Genomic DNA, 25,942 nt, shown 5'->3' with positions numbered 1-25,942 from the left:
GGGGATTACTCGACCTCGCGGCCGCCCTGCAGTTCGTCCTGGAGCGCCTTCAGCTCGTCCATCTTGCCCGTCGCGGCCAGCTCGGCCTGCTGCGGCCAGGTGGTCGGGTCGTGCGAAGCGAACTGGCTGCCAGCGGCGTCGAGAATCTCGCGCAGCTTGGCGGCGTCAGTGTTGGCCAGGTCCTGGAAGCTGGCGATGCCGGCCTCGGTCAGGACTTCAGCGATCTTCGGGCCCACGCCTTCGATCAGCTTCAGGTCGTCGCCCTTGGCAGCCTTCTTGGCCGGTGCCTTCTTGGCAGCCGGGGCAGCTTTCTCGGCCTTGGCAGCCGGAGCAGCAGCCTTGGCGCCCTTCTTCGCGTCGCCCTTTTTCGCCTTTGGCTTTTCGGCCGGGACAAAGTTCGGCAGGTTGGCCGGACGGGTGATTTCGATGTTCAGTGCCTTGCCAGCGGCTTCGGCCAGATCACCAAAGCCCTTGATGTCATGGGCGGCGATGTCGGCCAGCACCTTGCGATCCAAGGTGATGCCAGCCTTCAGCAGGCCGTTCATGAAGCGGCTGTAGGACAGGCCGTACATGCGCGATGCGGCGTTGATGCGCGCGATCCACAGGCTGCGGAACTGACGCTTCTTCAGCTTGCGGCCGATGTAGGCGTACTGCTGCGCCTTGGTGACCGCTTGCTTTGCAACGCGGAAGACCTTGCGACGGGCGTTGTAGTAACCCTTCGCCTGGCTCAGAATTTTCTTGTGACGGCGACGTGCCGTTACGCCACGTTTTACTCGTGCCATTTCTCGTTCTCCTCAGATATCAGGCGTAGGGCAACTGGCGCGCAATGCGGCCGGCGTCGCTCGGGTTCACGTAATGCGGCTGGCGCAAATCGCGCTTCCGCTTCGTGGCCTTCTTGGTGAGGATGTGGCTGCGATTGGCGCTGCCACGCTTGAACTTACCGCTGGCGGTCTTCTTGAACCGCTTACCGGCAGCACGATGCGACTTGATCTTCGGCATGGTGATTCCTTTAACTTGCGTTCGACTGACTGGGCGGTGGCCGCAACCACGCTTTCCGTCCGTGCCCAAATCGGTGATGAGTCCGCCACGCGGGCGGAGGGTCCTGTCTACCGGCCCGGAGGCAGGTAGCCGCCTATTATGCGCGGCTCAAAGTCCGGCCGCAAGTCCCTGATTTCAGGTCGGCATCAGGCGATGGGGTCATCCCAGCCGCCGTAATCCAGCGCCTGGGCTTTGCCGCCAAACACCCGGTACACGAAGATGTTGTAGCCGATGATCATCGGCAGCACGACGCAGGTGCCCATGAACACGATCATCAGCGATTCCGGGGCCGAGGCGGCCTGCCAGATGCTGAGTCGGTCCACCACCAGATACGGGAACAGGCTATAGGCCAAGCCATAGAAAGCCAGCACGAAGATCCCGACCGTGCCCACGAAGGGCACCCAGATGCCGTACTCGTTGCCCTCGCCCAGCCGCACCGGCAGCCGGCGCAGGCTGCGCCAGACGATGAAGAAGAGCGCGGCCGTGACAATCGGGATGATCGCCAGCAGCGGCAGTCGCTCCCAGGCGAACCATTTGTCGAAGATGCGCGGCGACAACAGGGGCGTCGCCACCGACACCGCCACGACGCCCAGCGCGGTGCCCCAGAGTGCGCGCCCAGCCCACACCACGGCCTTCTGCTGCAAGGCGCCCTCGGACTTCATGATCAGCCAGCCGGCGCCCAGCAGGCAGTAGCCCGCGGCCACGCACAGGCCGATCAATGCCGAGAACAGATGCGGGCCGATGCCGTCCTGGAAGCCCACGACCAGCATCCCCAGCATGTAGCCCTGCGCCAGCGCGGCCACCAGCGATCCACCGAAGAACGCGCGGTTCCACCATTGCTGGTAACGCAGCGCCGCCTTGACCCGCAGATCGAAGGCCACGCCGCGCAGGATCAGGCCCAGCAGCATCACCGCCACCGGCAAATACAGCGCGCCGAGAATCTCGCCATGCGCGGCCGGGAATGCCACCAGCAGCACGCCCACACCCAGCACCAGCCACGTTTCATTGGCATCCCAGAACGGGCCGATGGAGGCGACCATCGCGTCCTTTTCCGCCGCATCCGCGCCGCGCATCAACATGCCGATGCCAAGGTCGAAACCGTCAAGGATCACGTAAGCCAGCATCGACAAACCCATGACCGCCATGAAGGCCAGCGGCAGCCAGCCAGCCGAGGTGGTGAGATCGATCAAGTCAGGATTCGGCATCACGCACCTCCTTTCGGGGCATCGGGCGATGCCACGGTGGTCTCGTCCATAAACGGCATCACCGGCGGGCCTTCCGCTTCCGGTTCGCCATGCTCGGCCACCGCCTTCGCCGCCAAGTGCCGCAGTGCGCCGATATAGGCCGCCAGCAGCAGCACGTACAGGACCATGTAGCCCACGAAGGTCAGGCCGATGTGTGCTGCGGGTACGGCCGAGGCCGCATCCGCCGTGCGCAGGATGCCGGTCACCAGCCACGGCTGGCGGCCGACTTCCGTGGTGTACCAGCCGGCCAGCACCGCGACCCAACCGGAGAACGTCATCAGCATGAGTGCACGCGCGAGCAGGCGCGAGGGCTCGCCCCGTCGCCACATCTGCCAGGCGCCCCACACCCCGGTCAAGAGCATCAACATGCCGATGCCGACCATGATCCGGAATGCGAAGAACACGGGTTTGACCGGCGGATGCTCGCCTTCGAATTGATCCAAGCCACGCAGCTCGCCGTTGGGGTCATGGGTGAGGATGAGCGATGCCAGCTTCGGCACTTCCACCGCATAGTGCGTGGTGCGTGCTGCTTCATCCGGCCAGCCGATCGCAACGAGCGGTGCACCGCGTTCGGTTTCCCACACGGCTTCGATCGCGGCGATTTTTGCAGGTTGATGCTCCAACGTGTTGAGGCCGTGCATGTCGCCGACGAAGATCTGCACCGGCGTCAGCAGCGCGCCGATCATCACGCCCGTGCGCAGCGCCGCGAGGACATCGTTGCCGCGATCGCCGCGCAACCATCGCCAAGCCGAGACGCCCGCCATCAGGAACGCGACGGTCAAGCCCGACGCCAACAGCATGTGCATCAGGCGATACGGCATCGACGGATTGAAGACGATCGCCCACCAATCGACCGCATGCGCGACACCATCGCGCATCTCGTAGCCGACCGGCGTCTGCATCCACGAATTGAGCGCGAGGATCCAGAACGCCGAGAGCGTGGTGCCGCCCGCGACCAGCAAGGTCGCCAGCGTATGCATGCGATTGCCGACACGGCGGAAGCCGAACAGCATGATGCCGAGGAAAGCCGCCTCGAGGAAAAACGCGGTCAACACTTCGTAGGCCAGCAATGGACCAGCGATGTTGCCGACAGTCTTCATGTAGCCCGGCCAATTGGTGCCGAACTGGAAGCTCATGGTGATGCCGCTGACCACGCCCATCGCGAAGGACAGCGCAAAGATCTTCACCCAGAAGCCGTAGGCGTCCATCCAGCGCGCGTCATGCGAACGATTCCAGCGCCATTTGAAGTACAGCAGCACCCAACCCAGCGAAATCGTGATGGTGGGAAACAGGATGTGGAAGCTGATGTTGGCGGCGAATTGCAACCGCGCCAGCAGCAGCGGATCTAATGATTCCATCATGGTTTCTTGCCTCCACCGATCAATTTGTCACGCGCATCGAGCAACTTGCCCACCTTGCGCCCCAGCTGCATCAACTCGACCAGACGCTCGCGGTCCAGGTCCTGCAACTCGTCAAACCAGCCGGTCGCCAGCTCGATCAACTCGTGCATCTCGCGCATGCGCCCCAGCGCATGGCGATCACCTTCGCCTTCAGGCGAGGCGAGCATCGCGTCGCGCAGCATGCTGAGCGTGGGCTCGATCTCGCGCTTGCGGCGCTCGGCGGCCAGCGTCTGGAAGATCGCCCAGACGTCCTCGGGCGCCGAGAAATACTCGCGGCGATCCCCCGGCAGGTGCTGCAGGCGGACCAGCTGCCAACTCTGCAACTCCTTCAGGCCCATGCTGACGTTGGAGCGCGAAAAGCCCAGCGCGTCGCCGATCTGGTCGGCGTTGAGCGGCTCGGGCGACAGGAACAGCAAGGCGTAGATCTGCCCCACCGTGCGGTTGATGCCCCAGCGGCTGCCCATTTCACCGAAATGGAGGACAAATCCTTGAACCAGCGGACTCAACATGATGTTCTGAACTTTCAGTGATTACTGAAAATTGGATTTTGCGCCTCGGCTTGACCGGGGTCAAGTGGATGTCACTTCGGCCCACGGCACGCCACTCCAGAAACGAACAACGCGCCCGAAGGCGCGTGTTCTTTGTTACCTAGCCGGCTTGAGGATCAACGCTTCTTCGGCGCGATCATCATCACCATCTGGCGACCTTCCAGGCGCGGACGCGATTCGATCACGATGTCCTCGCCCAAATCGGCCTCGATGCGCGCCGCCATCTCGCGGCCCAGTTCCTGATGGCTCATCTCGCGGCCACGGAAACGGATGTTGACCTTGATCTTGTCGCCCTCTTCCAGGAAACGGCGCATGTTGCGCAGCTTGATCTGGTAGTCGCCTTCATCGGTGACCGGTCGGAACTTGACCTCTTTGATCTCGACCTGCTTGGTCTTCTTCTTGGCCTCATTGGCCTTCTTTTGCAGTTCGAACTTGAACTTGCCAAAGTCCATGATCTTGCAGACCGGCGGGTCGGCGTTCGGCTGGATCTCGACAAGATCAAGATCTTCCTCTTCCGCCATGGCCAGGGCTTCATCGCGCGACAGGACGCCGATCATCTCGCCATCACTGCCGATCACGCGCACGCGCGGGACGCGAATCTCCTGGTTTCTACGGTTCTGCTTCGGGTCGTTCGTACTGATATTGCCATCTCCAAAAGAATGAGTGCCGGCCCACGTTTTCCATGGCAGGCCGGGCGGTGCTCACGCGGACGGGACGTGTTCGCCCGCCAAGCGCTTGGCGAAGTCCTCGACGGTCATGCTGCCCAGATCCTCGCCCCCGCGCGTGCGTACAGCGACTTGGCCGTTTTCCTTTTCGCGGTCACCGACCACCAACAGGTACGGCACGCGCTGCAGCGTGTGCTCGCGAATCTTATAGCCGATCTTTTCGTTCCGCAAATCGTCATCGACCCGGAAGCCTTGATCTGCAAGGGTTTTCCGGACCTCGGACACATAATCGGCCTGCGCATCGGTGATGTTCATGACCACGGCCTGGATCGGGGCCAGCCAGGCCGGGAATTGGCCGGCATGGTGCTCGATCAAAATGCCGATGAAACGCTCCATCGAGCCGACGATGGCCCGGTGCAGCATGACCGGATGGCGGCGCTGCGAGTGTTCATCCACATATTCAGCGCCCAAGCGGCCCGGCATCATGAAATCGACCTGCATGGTGCCCAGCTGCCAGGTACGGCCGATGGCGTCCTTCAGGTGGTACTCGATCTTGGGGCCGTAGAACGCGCCCTCGCCCGGGAGCTCCTCCCACTCCACCCCGGCCGAACTCAGCGCATTGCGCAGCGCGTCCTCGGCCTTGTCCCAGGTGGCGTCATCACCCAGACGCGATTCGGGGCGCAGCGCAATCTTGATCTGGATGTCGGAGAAGCCGAAATCCGAATAGACCTTCAGCGCCTGCTCGTGGAAGGCACGGACCTCGCCTTCGATCTGGTCTTCGGTGCAGAAGATGTGGCCATCGTCCTGGGTGAAACCGCGCACGCGCAGGATGCCGTGCAGCGCGCCCGAGGGCTCGTTGCGATGGCAGGCACCGAACTCACCGTAGCGGATCGGCAGGTCGCGGTAGCTGTGCAGGCCCTGGTTGAACACCTGCACATGGCCCGGGCAGTTCATCGGCTTGAGCGCATAGGTGCGCTTCTCCGATTCGGTGAAGAACATGTTGTCCTGGTAGTTGTCCCAGTGGCCGGACTTCTGCCACAGCGACACGTCGAGGATCTGCGGGCAGCGCACCTCGCCGTAGCCGGTCTCGCGATACACCTTGCGCATGTACTGCTCGACCACTTGCCAGATCGACCAACCCTTCGGGTGCCAGAACACCAGGCCCGGGCCCTCTTCCTGCAAATGGAAGAGATCCTGCGCCTTGGCGATCTTGCGATGGTCGCGCTTCTCGGCTTCTTCGATTTGGGTCAAATACGCCTTGAGGTCCTTGTCGTTGAGCCAGGCGGTGCCGTAGATGCGGCTCAACATCTGGTTGTTATGGTCGCCGCGCCAATACGCACCCGCTACCTTCATCAATTTGAAGCTGCGCAGCTTGTCCGTGCCCGGCACGTGCGGGCCGCGGCACAGGTCGGTGAACTCGCCCTGCGAATACAGCGACAGGTCTTCGCTCGCTGGGATCGATTCGATGATCTCGGCCTTGTAGTGCTCGCCCATGCCGCGGAAGAAGGCCACCGCGTCATCACGCGACTTCACGCTGCGACTGATCGGCTGCGCTTCCTTCACGATCTTCTGCATCTCCGCCTCGATCAGCGGCAGGTCTTCGGGCGTGAAAGGGCGCTCGTAGGCGAAGTCGTAATAGAAGCCATTGTCGATGACCGGGCCGATCGTCACCTGCGCGCCGGGGTACAGGCGCTGCACGGCTTGCGCCAGCAAATGCGCGGTCGAGTGGCGGAGGATGTCGAGCGCCTCGGGCGACTTGTCGGTGACGATGGACAGCGCCGCATCGTGATCGATGCGATACGAGGCATCGACCAATTTGTCGTCGACCTTGCCAGCCAGCGTGGCCTTGGCAAGACCGGCGCCGATGGAGGCAGCGACATCGCCCACCGTTACGGGGGCATCGAACTGGCGGACGGAACCGTCGGGGAGCGTGATGTTGATCATGGGATGCGGATTCTGAAGTCTGGAAACGCGAAAAGGCGCCGAAGCGCCTTTCCGTTGGAAATGCGTCGGTCGGTCAGGGTTGGCTGCGGGTAGTGGACATGTCGCACGCTCGGTCGGCGTTTCCGCGGACCACCTGTCTTCCGTGCCAGCGGGATGCCGGCCTCGTGTCCATTCTAGGTGGGGCCTGCGCCCGCGACAACCAAGCGCCTAACCGGCTTGCTTGGGCGATAGCGCCGCGAACGCCTGTTGCGCCCAGGCCCGCCCCTCGGCCAGGCCGACGATGGGCTCGGCCGGGTAGCCCGACACACGGATGCCCTGCTCCCACGGCGCGTGGATCGCCTTGGCATCCAGATGGGCGAGCTCCGGCAGCCATTCGCGCAGGTAAGCGCCATCGGGATCGAATTTGCGTGACTGCAGGACCGGATTGAAGATGCGGTAGTACGGCGCCGCATCCACGCCGCTGCCCGCCACCCACTGCCAGCCCATCGTGTTGCTGGCGATATCCGCATCGACGAGCGTGTAGAGAAACCACTTCGCCCCCTCGCGCCAATCGATGCCGAGATGCTTGGTGAGGTACGAGGCGACCACCATCCGCACGCGATTGTGCATCCAGCCGGTGTGCCAGAGCTGGCGCATGCCGGCATCGACCAAAGGCACGCCGGTCATGCCGCGCTGCCAGGCGTCCAGTGCGGCCGGATCATTGCGCCACTGCATGCCATCGAAGCGCGCATCGAAATTATCCTCGACCGTCTGCGGCCAATGCTGCAAGACGTAATACGCGAACTCGCGCCAGCCGAGTTCCGCGATCAACTTGCGTGCACCCTCATTGGTCGATCCGGCCACACGCGAGAGGATCGCGGACGGTGCGATTTCGCCGAAGTGCAGGTGCGGCGACATGCGCGATGTCGCGTCATGCGCAGGCAGGTCTCGTCGTTTCGCGTAATGACGAAGATGGTTGTCGATGAAGGTGTCGAGCTGTGCGTGGGCACCGGCCTCGCCAGGTGTCCACATGTCCCAGAACCCGGCATCCCAAGCAGGAGTCGGCGCATCGATGCTGGCCTGATGCCTCGCCATTTGCTGCGGAAAATCAGCGCTGGGAAGCGCATCCGGCGCGGGAATGCTGCGTGGCCGCCACGTGGGCTCTGCCGCCTTGAAGAAGGGCGTGAACACGCGAAAATTGCCGCCAGTCTTGGTTTGCACCTGGCTTGCATCCGTCAGCACGCGGCCGCGCGCACGACGGAAGCTGATGCCTTGCTCGCGCAGGCGGCGTGCGATGCGATCGTCGCGTGCATCGGCGGCCGGCTCGTACAAGCGCGAGGCATAGACGTGCGTGGCGCCCAAGGCATCGACGAGTTGTGGCAGCAGTATTTCCGCATCGCTGCGCAAGACATGCAAGCGTCCGCCCCGTGCGGCGACATCACCCGACAAGGCGTCAAGCGAACGCCGCAGCCATGCGCGGCTGGCATCGCCACTTCCAGGATCAGCATCGAAGTCGTCGATATAGACCATCAACACCGATTCGCATTCCAGCAAAGCCTGTTGCAGCGCCGGCTGGTCAGCCAGGCGCAGGTCACGTCGAAACCACATCACCCCAATGCTCATGACATCGAGCCCAGGGTGGAGGACGGGTATTGGGCGGAGACAGGGGTTGGCTGCATGCAGTCCGGGAACCTCGCAAGCGGAGACAGAACCCGCTTTTTACCTCAGCAGTCGTGAAGCGGATGCCGGGCGTTCATCGCGATGCTGATCCCGAAAAAACAAACGGGAGCCCGAAGGCTCCCGCTGCTGACTTTTCCACCTGTTTCAGAAGGTGGTGGGCGGTACAGGGTTCGAACCTGTGACCCCTACCATGTCAAGGTAGTGCTCTACCGCTGAGCTAACCGCCCCGAAGGGAGGCGAATTCTAGCCCAGCAACGCGGCGCGGACAACCACGCCTCGCCCGATAGCTTATGCCTCTGCCGGAATGCGCAGGACCTGGCCCGGGTAGATCTTGTCCGGATCGGTCAACATCGGCTTGTTGGCCTCGAAGATCACCGGGTACTTGTTGGCATTGCCGTACATTTCCTTGGCGATGGCCGACAGGGTGTCGCCCTTCTGCACCGTGTAGGTGCGCGAGGTCCACTCGCCGGTGCCGCCCGCGCCGACCACGGCCGAAGAGCCGCCGGTCACTGCGCTGAAATCAGCGCCGCTGGCGCCCGCCGCTACCGTCATGCGGTCATCCACCTTGTTGATGCCCTCGATGTTGCCGGCCACCAGCACGGCCTTCTCGCGGGTGGTGACGTCTTTGGCCTCGCCTTCGATCACGGCGGTGCTGCCATCGACCTCGACCTTCAGGCCGGCGATATCCAACCCATAGCTGCCAATGTGCTTGGCGATGGCATCCTCGGCCTTGGCCTCACCCGGCTTGAAGATCTTCTCGCCAGCGTCCTTGATGAAATCGAACATTCCCATGGGTTTCTCCTTAATAGGGACAGGCAGCATCGCAAGCGAATAGTTACGCTGGAGTCAAAGCCTCCCCAGCAAGGGTCTCCCCGCTGAACACGCGCCCAACGGTCACTGCAAAACGGCTTCGCGCAGGCGCTGCAACTCGTCCCGGACCTGGGCCGCTTCCTCGAACTCCAGGTCGCGGGCGTGCTTGTACATCTGGTCTTCCAACGACTTGATCTTGTCGGCCGCCGCCTTGGGCGTAAGCAGTGCGTAATCCTCGGCCTGCTCGGCTGCCCGGCGCTGCGCACTCGTCTTGCCGCGGGTCTTGCGCATCTCGGCGGCGTCGGCGCGCGCACCTTCCATCACGTCGTCGATCGCGCGGGCGACCGATTGCGGGGTGATGCCATGTTCCTCGTTGTAGGCCACCTGCTTCTCGCGTCGGCGATCGGTTTCATCGAGCGCCGCCTGCATGGATCGGGTGATCTTGTCGGCGTAGAGGATCGCCTTGCCACGCAAGTTTCGCGCCGCGCGACCAATGGTCTGGATGAGCGAACCCGTCGATCGCAGGAAACCCTCCTTGTCGGCATCCAAGATCGCTACCAGCGACACCTCGGGCATGTCCAAGCCCTCGCGCAACAAGTTGATGCCGACCAGCACATCGAACTTGCCCAAGCGCAGATCACGGATGATCTCCACCCGCTCCACCGTGTCGATGTCGGAGTGCAGGTAGCGCACGCGGACGCCGTGTTCGGACAGGTATTCGGTGAGGTTCTCGGCCATGCGCTTGGTGAGCGTGGTGACCAGCACGCGGTCGCCCATCGCCACGCGCTCGTGCACCTCTGACAACAGGTCATCCACCTGAGTCGCGACCGGACGGATTTCGACCGGCGGATCGATCAAACCCGTCGGGCGAACCACCAACTCGGTGATGTTGCCTTCGCCCTTCTCCAACTCGTACTTGCCGGGCGTGGCGGAAACGAAGATCGCGCGCGGCGAGCGTTCCTCCCACTCCTCGAAGCGCAATGGCCGGTTGTCCAGCGCCGAAGGCAATCGGAAGCCGAAGTTCACCAACGTTTCCTTGCGCGCACGGTCGCCTTTGTACATCGCGCCGATCTGCGGCACGGTGACGTGGGACTCATCCACCACCAATAATGCATCGGGCGGCAGGTAATCGAACAAGGTGGGTGGCGGCTCGCCCGGCCCACGTCGCGTCATGTGCCGGGAATAATTTTCGATACCGTTGCAGAAACCGACTTCGGCCATCATTTCCAGATCAAATTGCGTTCGTTGCTGCAGGCGCTGAGCTTCAACCAATTTGTTCTCTGCATACAGTCGTTCAAGCCGTTCCGCCAGTTCCACCTTGATGGTTTCGATAGCGTTCAACACACTTTCGCGGGTGCTGGCGTAATGCGTCTTCGGGTACACGGTGTACCGCGGAATTTTCCGCTGCACCGCGCCGGTCAGTGGATCGAAGATCGATAACTGCTCCACCTCGCCATCGAACAGTTCGATGCGCAATGCTTCGCTTTCAGATTCCGCCGGATGCACATCGATCACCTCGCCGCGCACGCGGTAGGTACCACGACGCAGTTCGGTGTCGTTGCGGACGTATTGCAACTCGGTAAGGTGGCGGATGAGGTCACGCTGCTCGATTCGCTCGCCATTGGCGAGGATCAAGCGCAGCTTGAGGTAATCCTCGGGGTCACCCAGACCGTAGATCGCCGAAACCGACGCCACGATGATCGCGTCGCGTCGCGAGAGCAGCGCCTTGGTCGCGGACAACCGCATCTGCTCGATGTGCTCGTTGGTCGAGCTGTCCTTCTCGATGTAGGTGTCGGAAGAAGGGACATAGGCCTCAGGCTGGTAGTAGTCGTAATAACTGACGAAGTATTCCACCGCGTTGTGCGGGAAAAAAGCTTTGAACTCGCCATACAACTGTGCGGCCAGCGTCTTGTTGGGCGCCATGATCAGCGTCGGCTTTTGAATTTCCTGGATGACGTTGGCGATGGTGTAGGTCTTGCCGGAACCCGTCACGCCCAGCAGCGTCTGGTGCGCGAGACCAGACTCGAAGCCGGCCACCAACTGCTTGATGGCTTGGGGTTGGTCGCCCGCAGGCTGATAAGGGGATACGAGGCGGAAGCCGGCGTCGTCACGATCACTTTGCATCGCGTCAGCATGCCAGAAGCCGCGACATCAAGCCTGACTCAACCTCCACCGGCAAGGGTATTTCCCTACCCCTCATTCAACATCACCCTACTGCGCTGCCATCTTCCACACAGGAAGCTGCACCTGTGGCCCGACCGCCGAACAGGAATGTCAGCATGCAAAGGAAATTGCAACGCGGTATCACCCTCGTCGAGATGACCTGCGTTCTGGCGGTCATGAGCCTGCTGGCCGGGATCGCGGGCCCATCGATGCATCGATGGCGCCAGCGCGCAGCCGCTGATGGGCTGCTCTCAGCCCTTACGACCGACATCGCACTGGCGCGTATCACCGCGATTTCACGCGGGGTGACCACCGTGGTGTGTCCCAGTCAGGATGCCGCCACGTGCCACGGAGCCGCTGAGTGGAGCGAGGGCTGGATCGTCTTTCTGGATGACAACAAAGACAAGGCCAGGCAGCCCGACGAAGACCTCATCAGCGCGGCCGGAATGCGGCGGATTCCATCGCTGAGTTTCGCATCGACCACCGGCAGGCGTACGGTACGCCTTTATCCCAGCGGGATGGGCTATGGGAGCAATTTGACCGTCACCACCTGCCTGGATGGTGTCATCCATGCCAAATTGGTCATGAACAACGCTGGTCGCGTACGGGTAGAGCGCCCGCGCATCGCCAATCCCTGCCCTGACGCCGCCGCCATGCCTTGACCACGCCCAACCCGGGCCCTATCCTTACACGCCCCGCCCGAATAGCTCAGCCGGTTAGAGCACTTGACTGTTAATCAGGGGGTCGTTGGTTCGAGTCCAACTTCGGGCGCCAGATAAACAAAAACCCGCCTTCCGGCGGGTTTTTTCATGTCAGCGATTCAAAAACACTGGCTTAGGTTGGCGCCGCTGACGCTGGAGGTCTTGGCGCCGGTGTGGTTGATCGTCAGGGTCCCGCATTTGGTGTCGTTTTGCGTGGCCTTGGGCTGGGCCTGGATCGTGTAGGCACGTGCCGCGAGCGCCCCTTGCGGGGCAACGGTGTAGAAATTGTTGACATCCGCGCTGCAAGTGGTGCCCGGCGCTCCGACGTAAGTCAGATTGACCGTGTAGTAGCGCTCCAAAGCCTGCGCGGCCTCCAGCATGCAACCGACCGCGGCTGCTCGACGAGTCTTGATCACATACTGCTGGTAAGCCGGCAACGCGATCGAGGCCAAGATGGCGATCACGGCCACCACGATCATCAGCTCGATCAGCGTGAAGCCTGTCTGATGCCCGCGATGGATGAAGTTGGATGACGACTTCTTCATGATTAATCCCTGATCAATTCTCGCCACGAGACACGGCGCTGGTGGAAGGTCGACGCACCGATCTTCATCGCGCCACGAGTGGCATCGTCGAAGCCCAGCTGCATCACGTCGCCAGTGAAGGTCGGGTTGTTGACGCCCGTTGAGAAGCCCACGCCGGTCACGGAATGCTTGGTGCCATCGGACGCCGTGATCGAATCATTGGTGTCGATCTTGCCATCACCATTGACGTCGAAGAAGTTGTTTTCCAACCGCCCGCCTGTGAATGGGTTGATTGCCATGACGTAACCCTGACCACCCGGCAGACAAGGATCGTCCAGATTCGGGGTTCGGCTGGTACCGATCAAGACATAACCCTTGAACTGGTTGGGCAGCACCATGCGCTCACCCTTCTGGCCGCCGGTCCCGGGCGAAACCAGGTCCATGTACCAGCCGCGCTTGCCTACCAGCTCAGTGTCCGTGCCTGCCGAGGTGCCACGCAGGACAAGGTTGCCACTGGTGAACTCCGTCTCGATCGAGCGCTGCACCAATTGGGTGCTCGAACTGATCTGGGTGCCGTCGTCGATCAGGCCATACCAGGTCTGCACATCCTTGTTGGTCAAGTCAGTCGTGTTTAGGTAGCGACCCGTTCCGAAGAACACCCACGTCTTGCCGGTCATCGGGTCCGCGCCCACCAGCGGCGCCGCGGTGATCGGCTTGCTGCTGCCGGCGCTGAACAGCTTGAGCAGCGCGACCGAGCCGCCGGACAGCGGATACTGGTTCGTGGTGGTCGCCGGCGCACCGAAGCGCCAGACGTTGCCCAGCATGTCGCCTGCGTAGATCAGGTTCATCACGCCATCGCGGTTGTCGTCCCAGGCCTGCACGGCAGTCAGGCCGTTGTCGCCGGAAACGCCCGTGCTGATCACGGTGCTGGTCCCGCTCAGGGCACCAATCATGACGAGTTGGGCGGTGCCGCCATTGCCATTGGGGCCATTGCCAACCAGAACACGCCAGTCGCCATTGCCCACTTGCGCAATGATCGGTTTGCCAAGATTGTTGCCCAGCGCCGGGATGTCGGTCGCCGTCTTCTCCCACAAGAACTTAGGCAAGGTCGGGTCAGTGATGTCCATGGCGAAGATGGCCCGGCCACCCCGCCCCATCGAGCCGACCAGGATCGTCTTCCACGCACTGCCGTTGTAGACATCCGCGATGGTCAGCTCGCCGTCCATGAAATAGCGGTGCACGTAACCCTTCTGGGTGTATTGCTTCAAACCGGCCTGGATGGAGGCATTCGGGATGAAGGCAAATTTCTCCACGCCAGTCGCCGCATCGAAGGCATGCAGCATGCCGTCGTTGGCGCCCACGTAGATCATGCCGGTACGGTTTTTCTGCGCAAGCGCGAAGGCTTGGTATTGATCCGCACCATTGAACTTGCCAGTGGAATTTCGGTAGAGATTCGGGTTGGGTGCGCCTGCATAGACCGGCTGGGAGTTGACGATGTCACCCAACAGGCCGCGCCGTGGCCGCAACTGGATGCCGTTCTGTCCTTCATTCGAGCGATCACCACGCAGGTAATCCACTACCGTGGCACTGCCCAAGGCCGTGACCTGGCTGGCGCTCAAATTGCTGAAGAGGAAGGGCTTAGGTGTGGCAGCGCCATCGGCATTGACCAGGATCTTGCGTGAATTCCAAACGGGCAACTGAGCCGCGGCCGACCACTTCGCGGTGGTGGCGATCGCGCCAGTCACTGGATTCACGTCGTAGGCGGAAATATCACCATCCCAGAAGCCGGCCGTGAACTTGGCCTGATACACCGCCGTGCCAGTCTCAAGCTTGGTGCTGTTGGCTGCCAGCGAACCACCTGAACCTTCCAGTTCGCCCACGATGCGCTCAAACGCACCACGCAAGCTGTTGACCATGGCTGCGGCGTCGCCGGCCGGGAAGTAATTGGAAGGCAGCGATAGCGTCACGCCTTTCACAGTGAGGGTTCGACCACTTTGCCAAGTGGAGTCAGCAAGCGCGTCCACGGAGTTCGGGTCGTAGCCCGAAGGCACCGCGAACCCGCCGTATTTGGCAGCCAGGTAATACTGGTTGGTCGCCACGGGCTCTAGGGCTTGGTTTTCAAGCACGTCCACCCAGTAGGTGGACACGGTTTGGCGTCCGATGGTCTGCTTCTTTGCCGGGTCATCCGGGCGTATGTCATTGACGTGCGCGTCGTAAGCCAGCGCAGCGATGTAGGCCGAGTTATTGCGGCCACTGAAGCTGCCGGATTGTGCCTTACTGAGCGCAGCTGCATCCGTGTTGGAAATGCCCTCCTTGCGGAAGATACGGGCAAGCACTTGGTCCACCTGGATCGAAGTATCAGCAGTGACTTCGGCTGGCTTGGTGGGCTCATCGGTGCTGCTCGTTGTGCCGGGCAGGTTCTTGTCGCGGTGAGTGTAGGCATCACCAATACCCAGCATCACGTTGGCCTGACAGCGATACTGCATCGGGTCCTGGCCCCAATCACTGATCACCGGGAAACCATCCGTCATCTCGGCATCGAGCCCTGAAGAGTAGGCCGCGACCGGGCCCAGACCCTTCAGATAGCGCAAGGCGGCGTAATACATCTCGCTGACAGGATCGAAGTCCTTGAGCAGCTTGGATGTCCTGACTTCACCGAACTTGTTGATGTAATTGATGACGCCACTATCGGCGACGCCGAATCCCGTGGCCGTGGCATCGGCAGCATCCGGATTCTTGACGAATACGCCCGTGGCCGGGTCCCATTCGCGCGCAATATTGGCCGTGATGCCGTCTTTCGGGTCATGTGAGTTGGGGCCCACGTACTTGGCGCGGGCGCGCATGACGCCGCCATCGCGCGTCATGCTGTGGTCATTGAGATAGGAGAAGACCGAATAGCGGATGCGGTTGGCGTATTCCTGTATCAGCCCTTCGGGCTTGTAGTTGCTGCCATAGGCGCGGCAATTCGTTTCCAAGCCTACTGACGCATCGCAGACCTTGACTCGCATGCTGACGGAATAGATCAGCGCGGTCGGGAGGTACGGGGTCCCGCCCACATCGACCATCTGCAACAGGTCCAATGAGTGGATGGCAGGGTTGTAATCCACCAAACGGTTGGTGGCGTTGTTATAACCCGGACTGTCGTAGCCAACCGTCGTGGCGCCGAAGTACATCTTCTTGCCCAGACCATCGATACGCGTGGTCATGCCAGTCCAGGTGGCGGGCGTTGCAGCAGCAACATCCAATGCACCCAAGGTGCGCAGCGGGAAGTAGCCGCGCTGATTGCGGTCATGGCGCGCTTTTTCCAGCAGGGTCATGTTGGGCTCGTCCTTAACCCGGTAACCACCGGTCAAGGCAGAACGGAACGGGTCGATCGTCTGCGTGCCCACCCAATTGAGGTAGTTGCCGCTCCACTCATCCTTCAGATTGCAGTTTCTGCCAGCCACATTGGCGCGCACCGGGTAGAAATAGCGATCAGGCTCGTTGTCAGAGTAGTTGTACTTGTAGCACTTATTGGGATCGAAGTAGCCGACCGCTTCAGTGTTGGTGCTGTAAGCGCTGAGGTTGGCCATGCTCAGCACCGTCGGAAACTCGACCGACGGCACCAGCACCATGTTGCCCGGCACGAGCACACTGCTGTTGAGCGGCTGCTGGGTGAGCTCGACCACCGAACTGGCCGGGGCCGTACCAAGCACAGCCACGACACCGACCATGGCGACGGCCAACCGGCTCTGGATTTTCGCCAGAAGACCGGGGCGTTCGTTTCGAGCATGCATTTGCTTATCCATGGCGGATCTCGTCATTTGATTGAGACTCGGGTCTGCAGAACCACCAGCGCCCGGTCGGAAACAGCGGCCGGATCGGCACTGCGCGCCGTGATCCGGAAGAAATAACCATTCGTCTGACCGCCCTCACTGCCGTACTGCGCGGCATTGGCGCTGTCGCCATACCCCAGGTAGGACGTATCACCGGTCGTCGACTCACCCATGTACTCAATGTAGTACTGCGGCGTGCCTGCAACCGTGCTCTTTGTGCTGGCCGTGACGCTGGTCCAACCCGCACCGCCTCCCGAATAGGTATTGGGCGGCACGACATCGCACACCGTGCCCACGGCCTCGCAATTCACGTGGGCTGCAGACTTGGGGTTATTGGCTTGCCAGTTTTGCCTGACCACCGCTTCGCCTGCACGCAATGCGCTTTCCGCTTGCTGGAAAGCCACACTGCGATCAAAGGCCGAGGCGCTCATGCGCTCTTGCAACAGGGTGCCACGCAGGCTGGCCAAACCGATCAAGGTCACCACGATCAGCAGGATCAACACCACGGCCAACGCAGCGCCAGATTGCCGGTTGCGAGTGGGGTATGGGGATCGATGTTTCATTTAGTCCACCCTGTTGCGAATAGTGACCGTGTAATTCAGCTGTCGCGCGACCGCATTCGTACCTGTTGCCAGCGAATCCAGCCGCGACAGCGTCACGATGACCTTGACCGCCTTGACCTTTTTCCAATCCATCCCGGCTGCGGCAGGCACGTAGTCGTCCGCACCGTCCAGCAAATAACTGAGCTGCATGTTGTCGACACCATCGGTCACTTCTTCTGGCATGACCGTGCTGCCCGTCAGGCTGTTGGCAAGATTCATTCGGTACAAGGATCCACCGCCCTGCGCGTTACGACCGACATACCAACGCACGCCCCGGAACCGCACGATCATTGAATTGCGGCCGTATTCCTTACAGGACTTGTTGTTGGATGGGCCTGAGCCACCACCACTGCCCGTGCACTGGGCGCTGCAATCCACCGGATAACCCAGTGCCTTGGTGCAGTTCCCCGGCGTCTCGGAATTGCCCGCGTTGTGAACAATGGTGACGTTGCTATTGTTGGCATTGGTGACTTGGAAGATGCTGGCTTGATTGAAGTCACATACCATGAGGATGTCGCCATCCTGGATGAAGCCAGCTTTGTTCACCTTGAATTGAGCGGATGGCGCGTGATGCGTTTCCACCGTGATGCCGCTGTCGGCGCCACTATGGAGTTCAATGGCATCAGTGCCGGGATAACGGGAGCCGGTGCCCGAGGCAGCAACATCGGACATTGCGTCGCCGGGCTCGTAGCCCAACACACCATCGCCGAAGTTGTATTTCCAATCCGTCGGCGGCGGCGCAGTGCCGCTGCGAGTGCGACCCAACACATTGGCTATCGGGATGTCCTTGGCACAAGGCACCGCAGCCGCTTCCCGGATGTCACGCGCCATTAGCTCGAAGGCAATGCGTGAAGATTCCTGCACCCGTCCCAGAACCTCGGTTGCCGCATAGGCGCGCTTGTTGGCCAGGTAGATGGAGCCGGCGCTGCCGATCACGATCAAGCCAAGCAAAAGCGCGATCATGAGCTCGATCAAGCTGAAACCACGCATGCCTGCCGGCGCTGGGCGAAGGCTGGGAGAAGTCACCCGCGTCATATCTGCACCTCGGTGGAGAACTGCTGCTTTTCTTCGCCGCCCTTGCCTCGGCGGTCGTCCCACGTCACGGTCACCGTGCACAGGCTGCCCGAGCACGTCACCGTGCCGCAGGCCGTGTTGCCCAGGTTGGCCTGGATCATCTGGATCCATGCACGCTTGTCTTTTTGCACCAGCGAGGTATTCGCTGCAGGCACCGTGCAGGTTTCGGACATGACGTATTCGCCTGCGCGTGCGCTGTCCACGTTGGCACGCATCGCGTCCAGCATGCTGTAGGTGTTCACTACGCCTTGGCTGCGCTCAAGCGCACTCTGGTTGTTGCGCAACGCCGTAGCCTGCAGGGCAGCCAGTCCGAGCAGCCCGATCGACAGCACCAGCACGGCGACCATCACCTCGATCAATGAAAACCCCGATTGCCGGGACCTGCTTGTCATGACTGCCGATGTGCGCATCGGAATGTTTTCCTGCGATTGCCCAAGAGAGTTTCTGCTGCGTGGGTTGATCATGAGCAGGTCCCTCCCCCATTGGCTTTGGTGGTGGTCAAGCGACTGCCGGATGAAATAGCGATGTTGCGGATGTTTTCCGCAGGCTTGTTGGTCGCCATGCAGACCCTGAAACTGGTCGCCAACAAGGCATCGCTGGCACCGCGTGCATAGCCATCAGGCCTGAAATGAAAGGTTCCGTTTCCAAGGGCCGATGTCAGCTGCAAGGGCGCCCTGACGGTGCCCTGCTGCAGTATCTCGGCTGCTTGGGGAGCTGCATCCCGATTACTGTCCAGAAAGACCAGCCAGCCATTCCACGTGCCGGATCCCGAGCAAGTGGTGCCATTGCTGGAAGAACACACGTACACCCGCTGGTTGTAGCGGATGGCCTCGCTGCGTGCACCCTGCACCACGCCGACCAACTCATTGGCCTGGCTCACCAAACGATTGCTATTGATCATTGACGTGAAGTTCGGGATCGCGATCGCGGACACAATGGCCAGCACTGCGACGGTCACCATCAACTCCACCAAACTGAATCCCTTGGCCTTCACATTTCCCCCTTGGCCTGGCCGCCCCGTCGGCGACCGATACTCTTTCAGGTCTCGCATGCTAAAAACTCCCATGGCAATCGGCAGCGAACTCCGACAAGCGGACACAAATCCAGGGCGAACGGCCAGCCCGATGGCCCCCGCGCCCATGGTCTCGCACGCCGTTGACCTGATGTGGGCCCAGGGAACGCTGATCTTCATCATCGCAGCTGGCGAGCTGCTCGCGGTCATCTTAAGCTCCGCCGCGCCCGCCACGGACAGTTGGCTGATTCGTTTTGGCCTGTATTCCTTCGCTATCCAGTGGAACATCATGTTCTCGCTGGGACTGCTCTATCTGGTCCGCAGCTGGCTACGAAAGCAAGGGATCACGACGGTCATATTGGCCACGATCGGCACGATCATCGCGGTCACGCTGGCATCCTCAGCCGTCTCTCACCAACTCTTCGGCACCGTCACCACGCTCGAACCCGAAGCCACATGGATCGCTTCCGGCGTCAAACTCGCTATCAGCTTGGTGAGCATGACATTGCTGGCCTTGTTGGTGCTTCGTGGGCAGTGGCTCACCCATCAACAACGGTTGCGCGCCCAACAAGCCGAACTGGATGCCCTACGCGCACGGGTGAACCCGCACTTCCTGTTCAACACGCTCAACACGGCCACCGCCCTGCTGCATGGCCAACCGCACCTGGCGGAAAGGGTGCTTCTGGATTTGTCGGACCTTTTCCGCGCCGCGTTGTCGGGCAGCGGCGAATCGACCCTTGAAGAAGAGCTGCTGTTGACGCGCCGTTATCTGGAAATCGAATCCTTGCGGTTGGGCGATCGTCTCATCATCGACTGGCAGCTTCCCGATGAAATCCCGCGGGTCCAAGTCCCGACCCTCGTCGTGCAGACACTGGCCGAGAATGCGATCAGGCATGGGGTCGAAACGGCGACCACCGCCAACGACCTGACGATTGCCATATCGCGGCGACCAGACAACACCATCGTGATACGGGTGGAAAACCCCCTGCCCGATAGCCAACCCAATTGGCATGCGGGTCATCGGGTTGGGTTGGCGGCCAGTCGCACTCGCATCGAGGCCATGACAGCTGGCCAAGGAAGCTTGCACACTCAAGTGGAAGCAGGGCGATTCGTCGCAGAGATCACTCTGCCATCCACGGCCCAAGGCTGACCCAAGACCGGCCTCAGCCCACCACTTCGTAACAAGGCTGGTAAGCGCCCGCAATCTTCATGCGGCGTTGCTCGACGAAAGCGCGCAGCAGCGCATCGAGCGAGGCCATCATGTCTGGCGCGCCATGGATCTTGAAGGGGCCATGCTCTTCGATTCGTTTCATGCCCGGCTCCTTCACGTTGCCTGCAACGATGCCCGAGAACGCACGGCGCAGGTCCGCCGCCAACTCATGCGACTTGCGCCCATGGTGTAAATCCAGCGCCGCCATCGCTTCGTGCGTGGGCTCGAATGGCTGCTGGAAGGTCAGCGGGATGTGCAGGCCCCAGTTGAAGAAGAACGAATCCTTCTGCGCGATCCGCTGCTCACGCACCTTGCGGATGCCGCGCGTCATGTACTTGGCAACTTCCTCGCAATCACCGGTGATGATGCGGTAACGCTTCGCGGCCTCATCACCCAAGGTCAAGCGAATGAATTTGTCGATTTGTTCGAAGTAAGGCGCCGCAGACACCGGCCCGGTGAATACCAGCGGGAATTCGATGTCGCGATTTTCCTCGCGCAGCAAGATGCCGAGGAGATAAAGAATTTCTTCCGCCGTGCCCACGCCACCCGGGAATACGATGATGCCGTGCGCCATGCGAACGAAGGCCTCGAGGCGTTTCTCGATGTCCGGCATGATCACCAAATGGTTGACGATCGGGTTCGGCGATTCGGCGGCGATGATGCCCGGCTCGGTGATGCCGATGTAGCGGGTGCGCGTCTTGCGTTGCTTCGCGTGCGCGATGGTCGCGCCCTTCATCGGCCCCTTCATCGCGCCCGGACCGCAGCCGGTGCAGATGTCGATGCCGCGCAAACCCAGGGCGTAGCCAACTTCCTTGGTGTACAGGTATTCATCGCGCGAGATGGAATGACCGCCCCAGCAGACGACGAGATTCGGTTCGACGGGCTGCAAAACCCGCGCATTACGCAGCACGCGGAATACCGCGTCGGTAATGCCGGTCGTGGTTTCCAACTCCTCTGCGTATTCCGGGCCCAACTCTATCGCGGCGTAAGCCAAGTCGCGCACGGTCGCGAACAACAGTTCCGCCACACCGCGAATGATTCTGCCATCGACGAACGCCATCGCCGGCGCGTTGTGCAGGTCGATGCGAATGCCGCGGTCTTGCTGTAACACTTCGATGTCGAAATCCGGATAGAGCTCGCGTGCGGCGCGCGGGTCATCCGAAGCGCTGCCACTGGTCAACACGGCCAACGCGCATCGACGAAGCAATTCGTGCATGCCGCCGGCGGAAGCATCCTTCAAACGAGCAACTTCTTCACGTGACAGGACGTCCAGCCCACCCTTCGGATAGATGCTGACACTGACGGTAGGGAGGGCGGCGTCGACGTTGGGTCCGTCGGTATTGGGTACGTTATGCATGCGGTGACTTTAGCGCAGCCAACGAAGGTTGGCATCCATAAATAAAACGGCCGGGTTTCCCCGGCCGTTGGTATTGCATCGCGATGGTCGCTGGATCAGAAGCTGTACTTCAGCGTGATACGACCGGCCCAACGCGAGACCGCCTTGGCATCGTAAACCTCACGAGCTTGCGGGTTGTAGTGACGGACGCCATTGCCATCGGTCGTGGTCGGCAGCGAGTACACGTACTTGCCGTTGACCACACCAGCGTAGTTGGCCAGCGTGCGCGTGAACGGATAGCCCACGCGCTCCTCGACGCCCCAATCCTTGTTCAACAGGTTGAGGAAGTTGTAGATGTCGAGACGCAGCTCGCCCTTGTGGCCGGCCATGAAGCCCGGCAGCTCCTGACGGAAGCCGAGATCCAGCTGGTTCGCCCACGGCGATTCGCCGCCTTGCAGCGGGGCGATCTGACCCTGGTAGCGCGACAGCTCGGGCTGGCTGGCGATATAGGCGTAGAACTCGTCGATGACGGTCTGCGACGTACCTGCCTCGAAGCTCACCTGGCCCGGAGCCGGGATGAACACCGGATCGCGGGTGTAGGAATCACCGTTGGCATCGTTGCCGAAGGCCCAGGTGTACGGACGACCGCTGTGGCCGTCGTAATAAGCCGACACCGTCGTCGAGTAATCACCGAAGAGCTTCTTGCTCCAGGTGATGCCCGCGTTGACGCGATGACGCGTCGAGGTGTTCGCGGTCTTGGCGACTTCTTCGTTCGGGTTCAGGTAGATGTTGTCGCGGAAGTTGGAGCTGGCCTGCGACGAGGTACCGGCATTGACTTCGGTCGAACGGCCAACGGTGTAGTTGAACGACCAGGACCAGTCATTCTCAAACGGCTTCTTCAAGCCGACGGTGACGAAGTTGGCCCAACCCTTGTCGGTGTTGTCCAGCACGGTGATCGCCTGGCCAAACGCCGGGTTGGCGTTGGCACGCTGCGTGTTGCCATTGGTGCCGCCATTCGGGTTGCGATAGTAGGTGAAGCGACCATCCGGCAGGACGCCAGTCGGTGCACCGATGTTGAGGTTGCGGTAGAAGAAGCCATCCTTCACGCGCAGGCCCTGCCACTCCATCGTGGCAACCATGCCCCACCACGGCAGCTCGGCATCGATACCAAAGCTGGACTTCCACACGGTCGGCTGCTTGAAGTCAGGTGCCAAGGTATCAACCACCATCTGGCTGGTGATGGCCGGCGGCACGTTTTGGTTGTACGGGTCGGCGCTGAACGGATACAGCGCAGACACGGCCGGGTTGTCGGCATTGTTGCGGATCGAGTAGGTGGAAACCGTCAGACCGTTGTTCTGGTAGGGGTTGGTCAGCCACACACCCAGGGTGTTGCCTTGGAACAGACCCAAGCCACCGCGCAACTGCGCCATGCGCCCCTCTTCATCGCTCAACTGGTAGTTGAACGAGAAACGCGGCTGGAACACGCCGTTGCCATCGATGGTGGTGTCATTGCGGAAGCCGTAAGCCGCTTCGAAGCGCGGGTTGTAGATAGGCTTGTCGTTGGTCTTCGGCAGGTCGTAACGGAAACCGTACTGCAGCGACAGGTTGTCCGTCGCCTGCCAGGTGTCCTGGGCGAAGAAGCCGTACTGCTTCAGGGTCCACTTCGCGGCCACGTCGCTGAGCGTGTAACCGGCGGCAGGCTGGTACAGGTCGAAACGGTTGTAGACGCCGTTGGCGAAGTTGTCGAGGCCATTGAAGGTATAGGCGCCGAACTGGGTGCGGCCAAACAGGTTGTAGAACTCGTCCGACTGGTAGTCGAAGCCGAACTTGAATTCGTGATCACCTGCGAACAAGGTCGCGGCGGTGAACGCCTTCCAGGTCTTCACACCGAGCTCGTTGTAGTGGGAGAACTGCTCTTCACCCAGATCAACGTAGGGGTTGGTGTTGTTGTACTGACCGTTGGCGTTGCGGCCCAGGTTGATGATGACCTGCGGCTGGTCGCCCAAGAGGCCATCACGCAGCACTTCGTAGTTGGTATAGGACAACGACGATTCGGTCGAAAAGTTCTCGGACCAATCGTTGTACAAGTTCAACACGTAGTTGTCGTTGTTGCGCTTACGCGCGTACCAGTAGCTGGACAGCGCGATGCCGTTGGCGCTGAAACCGCCAAGAATCGGCTCCACTTCACGCACCTTGTTGAAGCGGAAGCTGGCGCGGTGATCGGCGTTGATGTTCCAGTCGAACTTCACCAGGTAGCGTTTGCTATCGGTATCGACCGATGAAGCGTCCAGGCTACCCGGGTTCAGGCCATAGCCTTGGGCGATCTGGATGATGCGGTCGATGTCAGCCTGGGTCAGGTTGCGCACTTCATTGGTGGCACCCGAACCGACCGGACCGTAATCCGGACCCGGCGCGATGTTCTTGGTCTGCTCGGCGCTGACGAAGAAGAACAGCTTGTCCTTCACGATCGGGCCGCTGAAGGTCAGGCCGCCGGTCCAGTCACGCACGAAGCCGCGATATTCGCTCGGGTTGTCGCCGGTCAGGTTCTTCGCATCGGTGTAGCTGTAGTACAGCGAACCATGAAAGTTGTTGGTACCCGACTTGGTGACTGCGTTGATATTGGCACCGATCGAACGCGAGTTGGTCACGTCGTAGTTGGCAGTCGAGATGCTGTATTCCTCGATGCTGTCCTGCGAGATCGGGGTGCCGACGTACGGCAGGCCGTTCGCTTCCAGACCGAAGGGGTCGTTGACGCCGACCGCATCGACCGAGATATTGTTCATGCGGCTGTTCTGGCCGAGCGCCGAGATCTCACCACGAGCACGGTCCGTCACGTTGACGCGCGGGTCGAGACGGGCGACATCCTGGATCGAGCGATTCGGCGTCGGGGTGTTCTGCAGCTCACGCTGGCCGACGGTGGTGCCCATGCCCTTGTTGGCCGTCGAGAAGTCGACCGGACCCATCGTGCCGGTCACGACCACGGTATCGAGGGTTTGCTGGTTGCCGCCCAGCTGGGCGTTGACCTGGGTGACTTGGTCAAGACCAAGGAACACGTTGTTTTCGGTATCACTACCTGCACCGCTCTTGTTGACAGCGATGGTGTAAGGACCGCCAACGCGCAAGCCGCGCGCCGTGTAGCGACCATTCGCATCGGTCGTGACCGTGCTGAAAGTGCCCGAATCCACATGGGTGATGATGACTTGCGCACCCGCCACCGGCTGGCCATCAGCACCAGTCACTTGACCGGCTACACCTGCAGAGGTGCTCTGGGCAAAAACGGGCGCAGCCGCCATGGCGGCAATCAGGCCAAGCGCTAGCTTGGAGCGGCGAAGGGTTTGGGTGCGATTCATCGCGTCTGCCTCGAGAAGGTTTGCTGGACGGTGTCGTGGAGCTGGAACGTACGAAACCCGGCACGCAGATCTTCAGTACCGGGTCGGACGGTTAACATCAGATTAACACGATAACCAGACGTTATGACAGTGCCGTGACAGGTAAAAAGCGCCTGTAAACAAGGTGTTGAGAGGCGAATCTGGCCCCTTACCCCTGCACAAAAGTGAATGGGCTGGCCGTCAGCCGCCTGCAGCCAGCTTGCCCAGATGCTGGGATAGGCCATCCAGGAACATTTGTACGGAAATCGCGACCAGCAGCATGCCCATCAGGCGTTCGACCGCGGTCAGAACGCGGCGACCCAACAGACGATAAAGCAGCGGCGCCATCAGCAATATGGCCGCAGTGGCCAGCCAGGCAATGATCAGAGCCAAGCTCCACTCGCCCATGCGGTCGGGGTACTGGGTGCCCATCAGCATCACCGCTGCCATGCCCGAGGGGCCGGCGATCATTGGGATGGCGACCGGGACAATGAAGGGCTCGCCGTCCGGCAGCTCTCCCATGATCCCCTCGGCCGGAGGGAAGATCATCCGAATGCCGATCAGGAACAAGACGATGCCGCCGGCGATCGAGACCGACTCTTGCCGCAGGTGCATCGCCTCCAGCGCGTATTTGCCGAACCACAGGAACAGCAGCAGTACGCCCAGCGCGATCAACAACTCACGCGCAATGACGATCAGTTGACGGCGCGGCGGCAGCGAACGCAGCAAACTCAAGACCACCGGCACGTTGCCGAGCGGGTCGAGGATGAGGAACAGCAGCAGGGCAGCCGAGGCGATCGTCATGGCATTTGGGCGATGTGGCTGGTGG

Annotated in this window: 21 protein-coding genes, 2 tRNA genes and 1 pseudogene; 3 read left to right on the top strand and 21 right to left on the bottom strand. The window is 61.3% G+C overall.

The window, feature by feature from the left end; translation table 11 throughout:
- Positions 1 to 5 precede the first annotated feature (5 nt).
- The 12 genes and pseudogenes from BW989_RS12755 to uvrB form a co-directional block, all read right to left on the bottom strand.
- Positions 6 to 245, bottom strand: a complete 240-nt coding sequence (locus tag BW989_RS12755) for a helix-hairpin-helix domain-containing protein (protein WP_278245847.1) — start codon at positions 243 to 245, stop codon at positions 6 to 8.
- 186 nt (positions 246 to 431) lie between these two features.
- A pseudogene (rplT, locus tag BW989_RS12750) lies at positions 432 to 782 on the bottom strand (50S ribosomal protein L20); the annotation flags it as partial.
- Between the two features lie 19 nt (positions 783 to 801).
- Positions 802 to 999, bottom strand: a complete 198-nt coding sequence (gene rpmI, locus BW989_RS01670; RefSeq protein ID WP_076584762.1) for a 50S ribosomal protein L35 — start codon at positions 997 to 999, stop codon at positions 802 to 804.
- A 185-nt stretch (positions 1,000 to 1,184) separates the two neighbouring features.
- Positions 1,185 to 2,243, bottom strand: a complete 1,059-nt coding sequence (locus tag BW989_RS01665; RefSeq protein ID WP_076584761.1) for a cytochrome d ubiquinol oxidase subunit II — start codon at positions 2,241 to 2,243, stop codon at positions 1,185 to 1,187.
- Complete coding sequence (locus BW989_RS01660; protein WP_076584760.1) at positions 2,243 to 3,643, bottom strand: cytochrome ubiquinol oxidase subunit I; 1,401 nt, start codon at positions 3,641 to 3,643, stop codon at positions 2,243 to 2,245. Before BW989_RS01660 ends, BW989_RS01665 begins: the two co-directional genes overlap by 1 nt.
- The gene (locus BW989_RS01655) at positions 3,640 to 4,191 is read right to left on the bottom strand and encodes a GbsR/MarR family transcriptional regulator (RefSeq protein WP_129582782.1); all 552 of its coding nucleotides are present in this window, start codon (positions 4,189 to 4,191) and stop codon (positions 3,640 to 3,642) included. Before BW989_RS01655 ends, BW989_RS01660 begins: the two co-directional genes overlap by 4 nt.
- A gap of 155 nt (positions 4,192 to 4,346) precedes the next feature.
- The gene (infC, locus tag BW989_RS01650) at positions 4,347 to 4,871 is read right to left on the bottom strand and encodes a translation initiation factor IF-3 (RefSeq protein WP_076584758.1); all 525 of its coding nucleotides are present in this window, start codon (positions 4,869 to 4,871) and stop codon (positions 4,347 to 4,349) included.
- A gap of 60 nt (positions 4,872 to 4,931) precedes the next feature.
- The gene (thrS, locus tag BW989_RS01645) at positions 4,932 to 6,839 is read right to left on the bottom strand and encodes a threonine--tRNA ligase (protein WP_076584757.1); all 1,908 of its coding nucleotides are present in this window, start codon (positions 6,837 to 6,839) and stop codon (positions 4,932 to 4,934) included.
- 207 nt (positions 6,840 to 7,046) lie between these two features.
- Positions 7,047 to 8,441, bottom strand: coding sequence for a cryptochrome/photolyase family protein (locus tag BW989_RS01640; RefSeq protein ID WP_076584756.1), 1,395 nt, complete (start codon positions 8,439 to 8,441; stop codon positions 7,047 to 7,049).
- Positions 8,442 to 8,650: 209 nt separating this feature from the next.
- Positions 8,651 to 8,725 (bottom strand) — tRNA-Val (locus BW989_RS01635).
- Positions 8,726 to 8,786: 61 nt separating this feature from the next.
- Positions 8,787 to 9,284 carry a LysM and BON domain-containing protein gene (locus BW989_RS01630; protein WP_425476636.1) on the bottom strand — a complete coding sequence of 166 codons (498 nt, stop codon included), beginning with the start codon at positions 9,282 to 9,284 and terminating at the stop codon, positions 8,787 to 8,789.
- Between the two features lie 108 nt (positions 9,285 to 9,392).
- Positions 9,393 to 11,432, bottom strand: a complete 2,040-nt coding sequence (gene uvrB / locus BW989_RS01625) for an excinuclease ABC subunit UvrB (protein WP_076584754.1) — start codon at positions 11,430 to 11,432, stop codon at positions 9,393 to 9,395.
- A 155-nt stretch (positions 11,433 to 11,587) separates the two neighbouring features.
- Here uvrB and BW989_RS01620 point away from each other — a divergent pair, with 155 nt between their 5' ends.
- Both BW989_RS01620 and BW989_RS01615 read left to right on the top strand, forming a co-directional pair.
- The gene (locus tag BW989_RS01620; protein ID WP_083688110.1) at positions 11,588 to 12,133 is read left to right on the top strand and encodes a GspH/FimT family pseudopilin; all 546 of its coding nucleotides are present in this window, start codon (positions 11,588 to 11,590) and stop codon (positions 12,131 to 12,133) included.
- 35 nt (positions 12,134 to 12,168) lie between these two features.
- A tRNA-Asn gene (locus BW989_RS01615) sits at positions 12,169 to 12,245 on the top strand.
- A gap of 46 nt (positions 12,246 to 12,291) precedes the next feature.
- Here the strand turns inward: BW989_RS01615 and BW989_RS12870 are convergent.
- The 6 genes from BW989_RS12870 to BW989_RS01585 form a co-directional block, all read right to left on the bottom strand.
- Complete coding sequence (locus BW989_RS12870) at positions 12,292 to 12,717, bottom strand: type IV pilin protein (protein ID WP_076584752.1); 426 nt, start codon at positions 12,715 to 12,717, stop codon at positions 12,292 to 12,294.
- A 2-nt stretch (positions 12,718 to 12,719) separates the two neighbouring features.
- The gene (locus tag BW989_RS01605) at positions 12,720 to 16,472 is read right to left on the bottom strand and encodes a pilus assembly protein (protein ID WP_076585260.1); all 3,753 of its coding nucleotides are present in this window, start codon (positions 16,470 to 16,472) and stop codon (positions 12,720 to 12,722) included.
- A gap of 23 nt (positions 16,473 to 16,495) precedes the next feature.
- A complete protein-coding gene (locus BW989_RS01600) occupies positions 16,496 to 17,074 on the bottom strand; it encodes a pilus assembly PilX family protein (RefSeq protein WP_076584751.1) in 579 nt (192 codons plus the stop codon).
- Positions 17,075 to 18,103 (bottom strand): PilW family protein, encoded by a 1,029-nt coding sequence (locus BW989_RS01595; protein WP_083688108.1) that lies wholly within the window; start codon positions 18,101 to 18,103, stop codon positions 17,075 to 17,077.
- Between the two features lie 41 nt (positions 18,104 to 18,144).
- A complete protein-coding gene (pilV, locus tag BW989_RS01590) occupies positions 18,145 to 18,579 on the bottom strand; it encodes a type IV pilus modification protein PilV (protein WP_083688163.1) in 435 nt (144 codons plus the stop codon).
- Between the two features lie 68 nt (positions 18,580 to 18,647).
- Positions 18,648 to 19,181 (bottom strand): GspH/FimT family pseudopilin, encoded by a 534-nt coding sequence (locus BW989_RS01585; RefSeq protein WP_242651208.1) that lies wholly within the window; start codon positions 19,179 to 19,181, stop codon positions 18,648 to 18,650.
- Positions 19,182 to 19,311: 130 nt separating this feature from the next.
- Here BW989_RS01585 and BW989_RS01580 point away from each other — a divergent pair, with 130 nt between their 5' ends.
- On the top strand, positions 19,312 to 20,349 hold the full coding sequence (locus BW989_RS01580; RefSeq protein ID WP_076584748.1) for a sensor histidine kinase: 1,038 nt from the start codon (positions 19,312 to 19,314) through the stop codon (positions 20,347 to 20,349).
- A 13-nt stretch (positions 20,350 to 20,362) separates the two neighbouring features.
- Here the strand turns inward: BW989_RS01580 and ppnN are convergent, their stop codons facing one another.
- From ppnN to BW989_RS01565, 3 genes are all read right to left on the bottom strand, one after another.
- Complete coding sequence (gene ppnN, locus BW989_RS01575; protein ID WP_076584747.1) at positions 20,363 to 21,766, bottom strand: nucleotide 5'-monophosphate nucleosidase PpnN; 1,404 nt, start codon at positions 21,764 to 21,766, stop codon at positions 20,363 to 20,365.
- 95 nt (positions 21,767 to 21,861) lie between these two features.
- A complete protein-coding gene (locus tag BW989_RS01570; RefSeq protein ID WP_076584746.1) occupies positions 21,862 to 25,095 on the bottom strand; it encodes a TonB-dependent receptor in 3,234 nt (1,077 codons plus the stop codon).
- Between the two features lie 219 nt (positions 25,096 to 25,314).
- Positions 25,315 to 25,917, bottom strand: coding sequence for a YhgN family NAAT transporter (locus BW989_RS01565; RefSeq protein ID WP_076584745.1), 603 nt, complete (start codon positions 25,915 to 25,917; stop codon positions 25,315 to 25,317).
- Positions 25,918 to 25,942: the final 25 nt, after the last annotated feature.

The organism is Solilutibacter tolerans, from assembly GCF_900155935.1.
Lineage (GTDB): Bacteria > Pseudomonadota > Gammaproteobacteria > Xanthomonadales > Xanthomonadaceae > Solilutibacter > Solilutibacter tolerans.
The sequence above is the reverse complement of the archived record's forward strand: the minus strand, read 5'-3'. Positions and strand labels throughout refer to the sequence as shown.

Excerpts from the sequence above, each read along its gene's own strand:
- rpmI (WP_076584762.1), bottom strand. The coding sequence starts at position 999 with ATGCCGAAGATCAAGTCGCATCGTGCTGCCGGTAAGCGGTTCAAGAAG.
- BW989_RS01665 (WP_076584761.1), bottom strand. The coding sequence starts at position 2,243 with ATGCCGAATCCTGACTTGATCGATCTCACCACCTCGGCTGGCTGGCTG.
- BW989_RS01660 (WP_076584760.1), bottom strand. The coding sequence starts at position 3,643 with ATGATGGAATCATTAGATCCGCTGCTGCTGGCGCGGTTGCAATTCGCC.
- BW989_RS01655 (WP_129582782.1), bottom strand. The coding sequence starts at position 4,191 with ATGTTGAGTCCGCTGGTTCAAGGATTTGTCCTCCATTTCGGTGAAATG.
- thrS (WP_076584757.1), bottom strand. The coding sequence starts at position 6,839 with ATGATCAACATCACGCTCCCCGACGGTTCCGTCCGCCAGTTCGATGCC.
- BW989_RS01640 (WP_076584756.1), bottom strand. The coding sequence starts at position 8,441 with ATGAGCATTGGGGTGATGTGGTTTCGACGTGACCTGCGCCTGGCTGAC.
- BW989_RS01630 (WP_425476636.1), bottom strand. The coding sequence starts at position 9,284 with ATGTTCGATTTCATCAAGGACGCTGGCGAGAAGATCTTCAAGCCGGGT.
- uvrB (WP_076584754.1), bottom strand. The coding sequence starts at position 11,432 with ATGCAAAGTGATCGTGACGACGCCGGCTTCCGCCTCGTATCCCCTTAT.
- BW989_RS01620 (WP_083688110.1), top strand. The coding sequence starts at position 11,588 with ATGCAAAGGAAATTGCAACGCGGTATCACCCTCGTCGAGATGACCTGC.
- BW989_RS12870 (WP_076584752.1), bottom strand. The coding sequence starts at position 12,717 with ATGAAGAAGTCGTCATCCAACTTCATCCATCGCGGGCATCAGACAGGC.
- BW989_RS01605 (WP_076585260.1), bottom strand. The coding sequence starts at position 16,472 with ATGCATGCTCGAAACGAACGCCCCGGTCTTCTGGCGAAAATCCAGAGC.
- BW989_RS01600 (WP_076584751.1), bottom strand. The coding sequence starts at position 17,074 with ATGAAACATCGATCCCCATACCCCACTCGCAACCGGCAATCTGGCGCT.
- BW989_RS01595 (WP_083688108.1), bottom strand. The coding sequence starts at position 18,103 with ATGCGTGGTTTCAGCTTGATCGAGCTCATGATCGCGCTTTTGCTTGGC.
- pilV (WP_083688163.1), bottom strand. The coding sequence starts at position 18,579 with ATGACAAGCAGGTCCCGGCAATCGGGGTTTTCATTGATCGAGGTGATG.
- BW989_RS01580 (WP_076584748.1), top strand. The coding sequence starts at position 19,312 with ATGGCCCCCGCGCCCATGGTCTCGCACGCCGTTGACCTGATGTGGGCC.
- ppnN (WP_076584747.1), bottom strand. The coding sequence starts at position 21,766 with ATGCATAACGTACCCAATACCGACGGACCCAACGTCGACGCCGCCCTC.
- BW989_RS01570 (WP_076584746.1), bottom strand. The coding sequence starts at position 25,095 with ATGAATCGCACCCAAACCCTTCGCCGCTCCAAGCTAGCGCTTGGCCTG.
- BW989_RS01565 (WP_076584745.1), bottom strand. The coding sequence starts at position 25,917 with ATGACGATCGCCTCGGCTGCCCTGCTGCTGTTCCTCATCCTCGACCCG.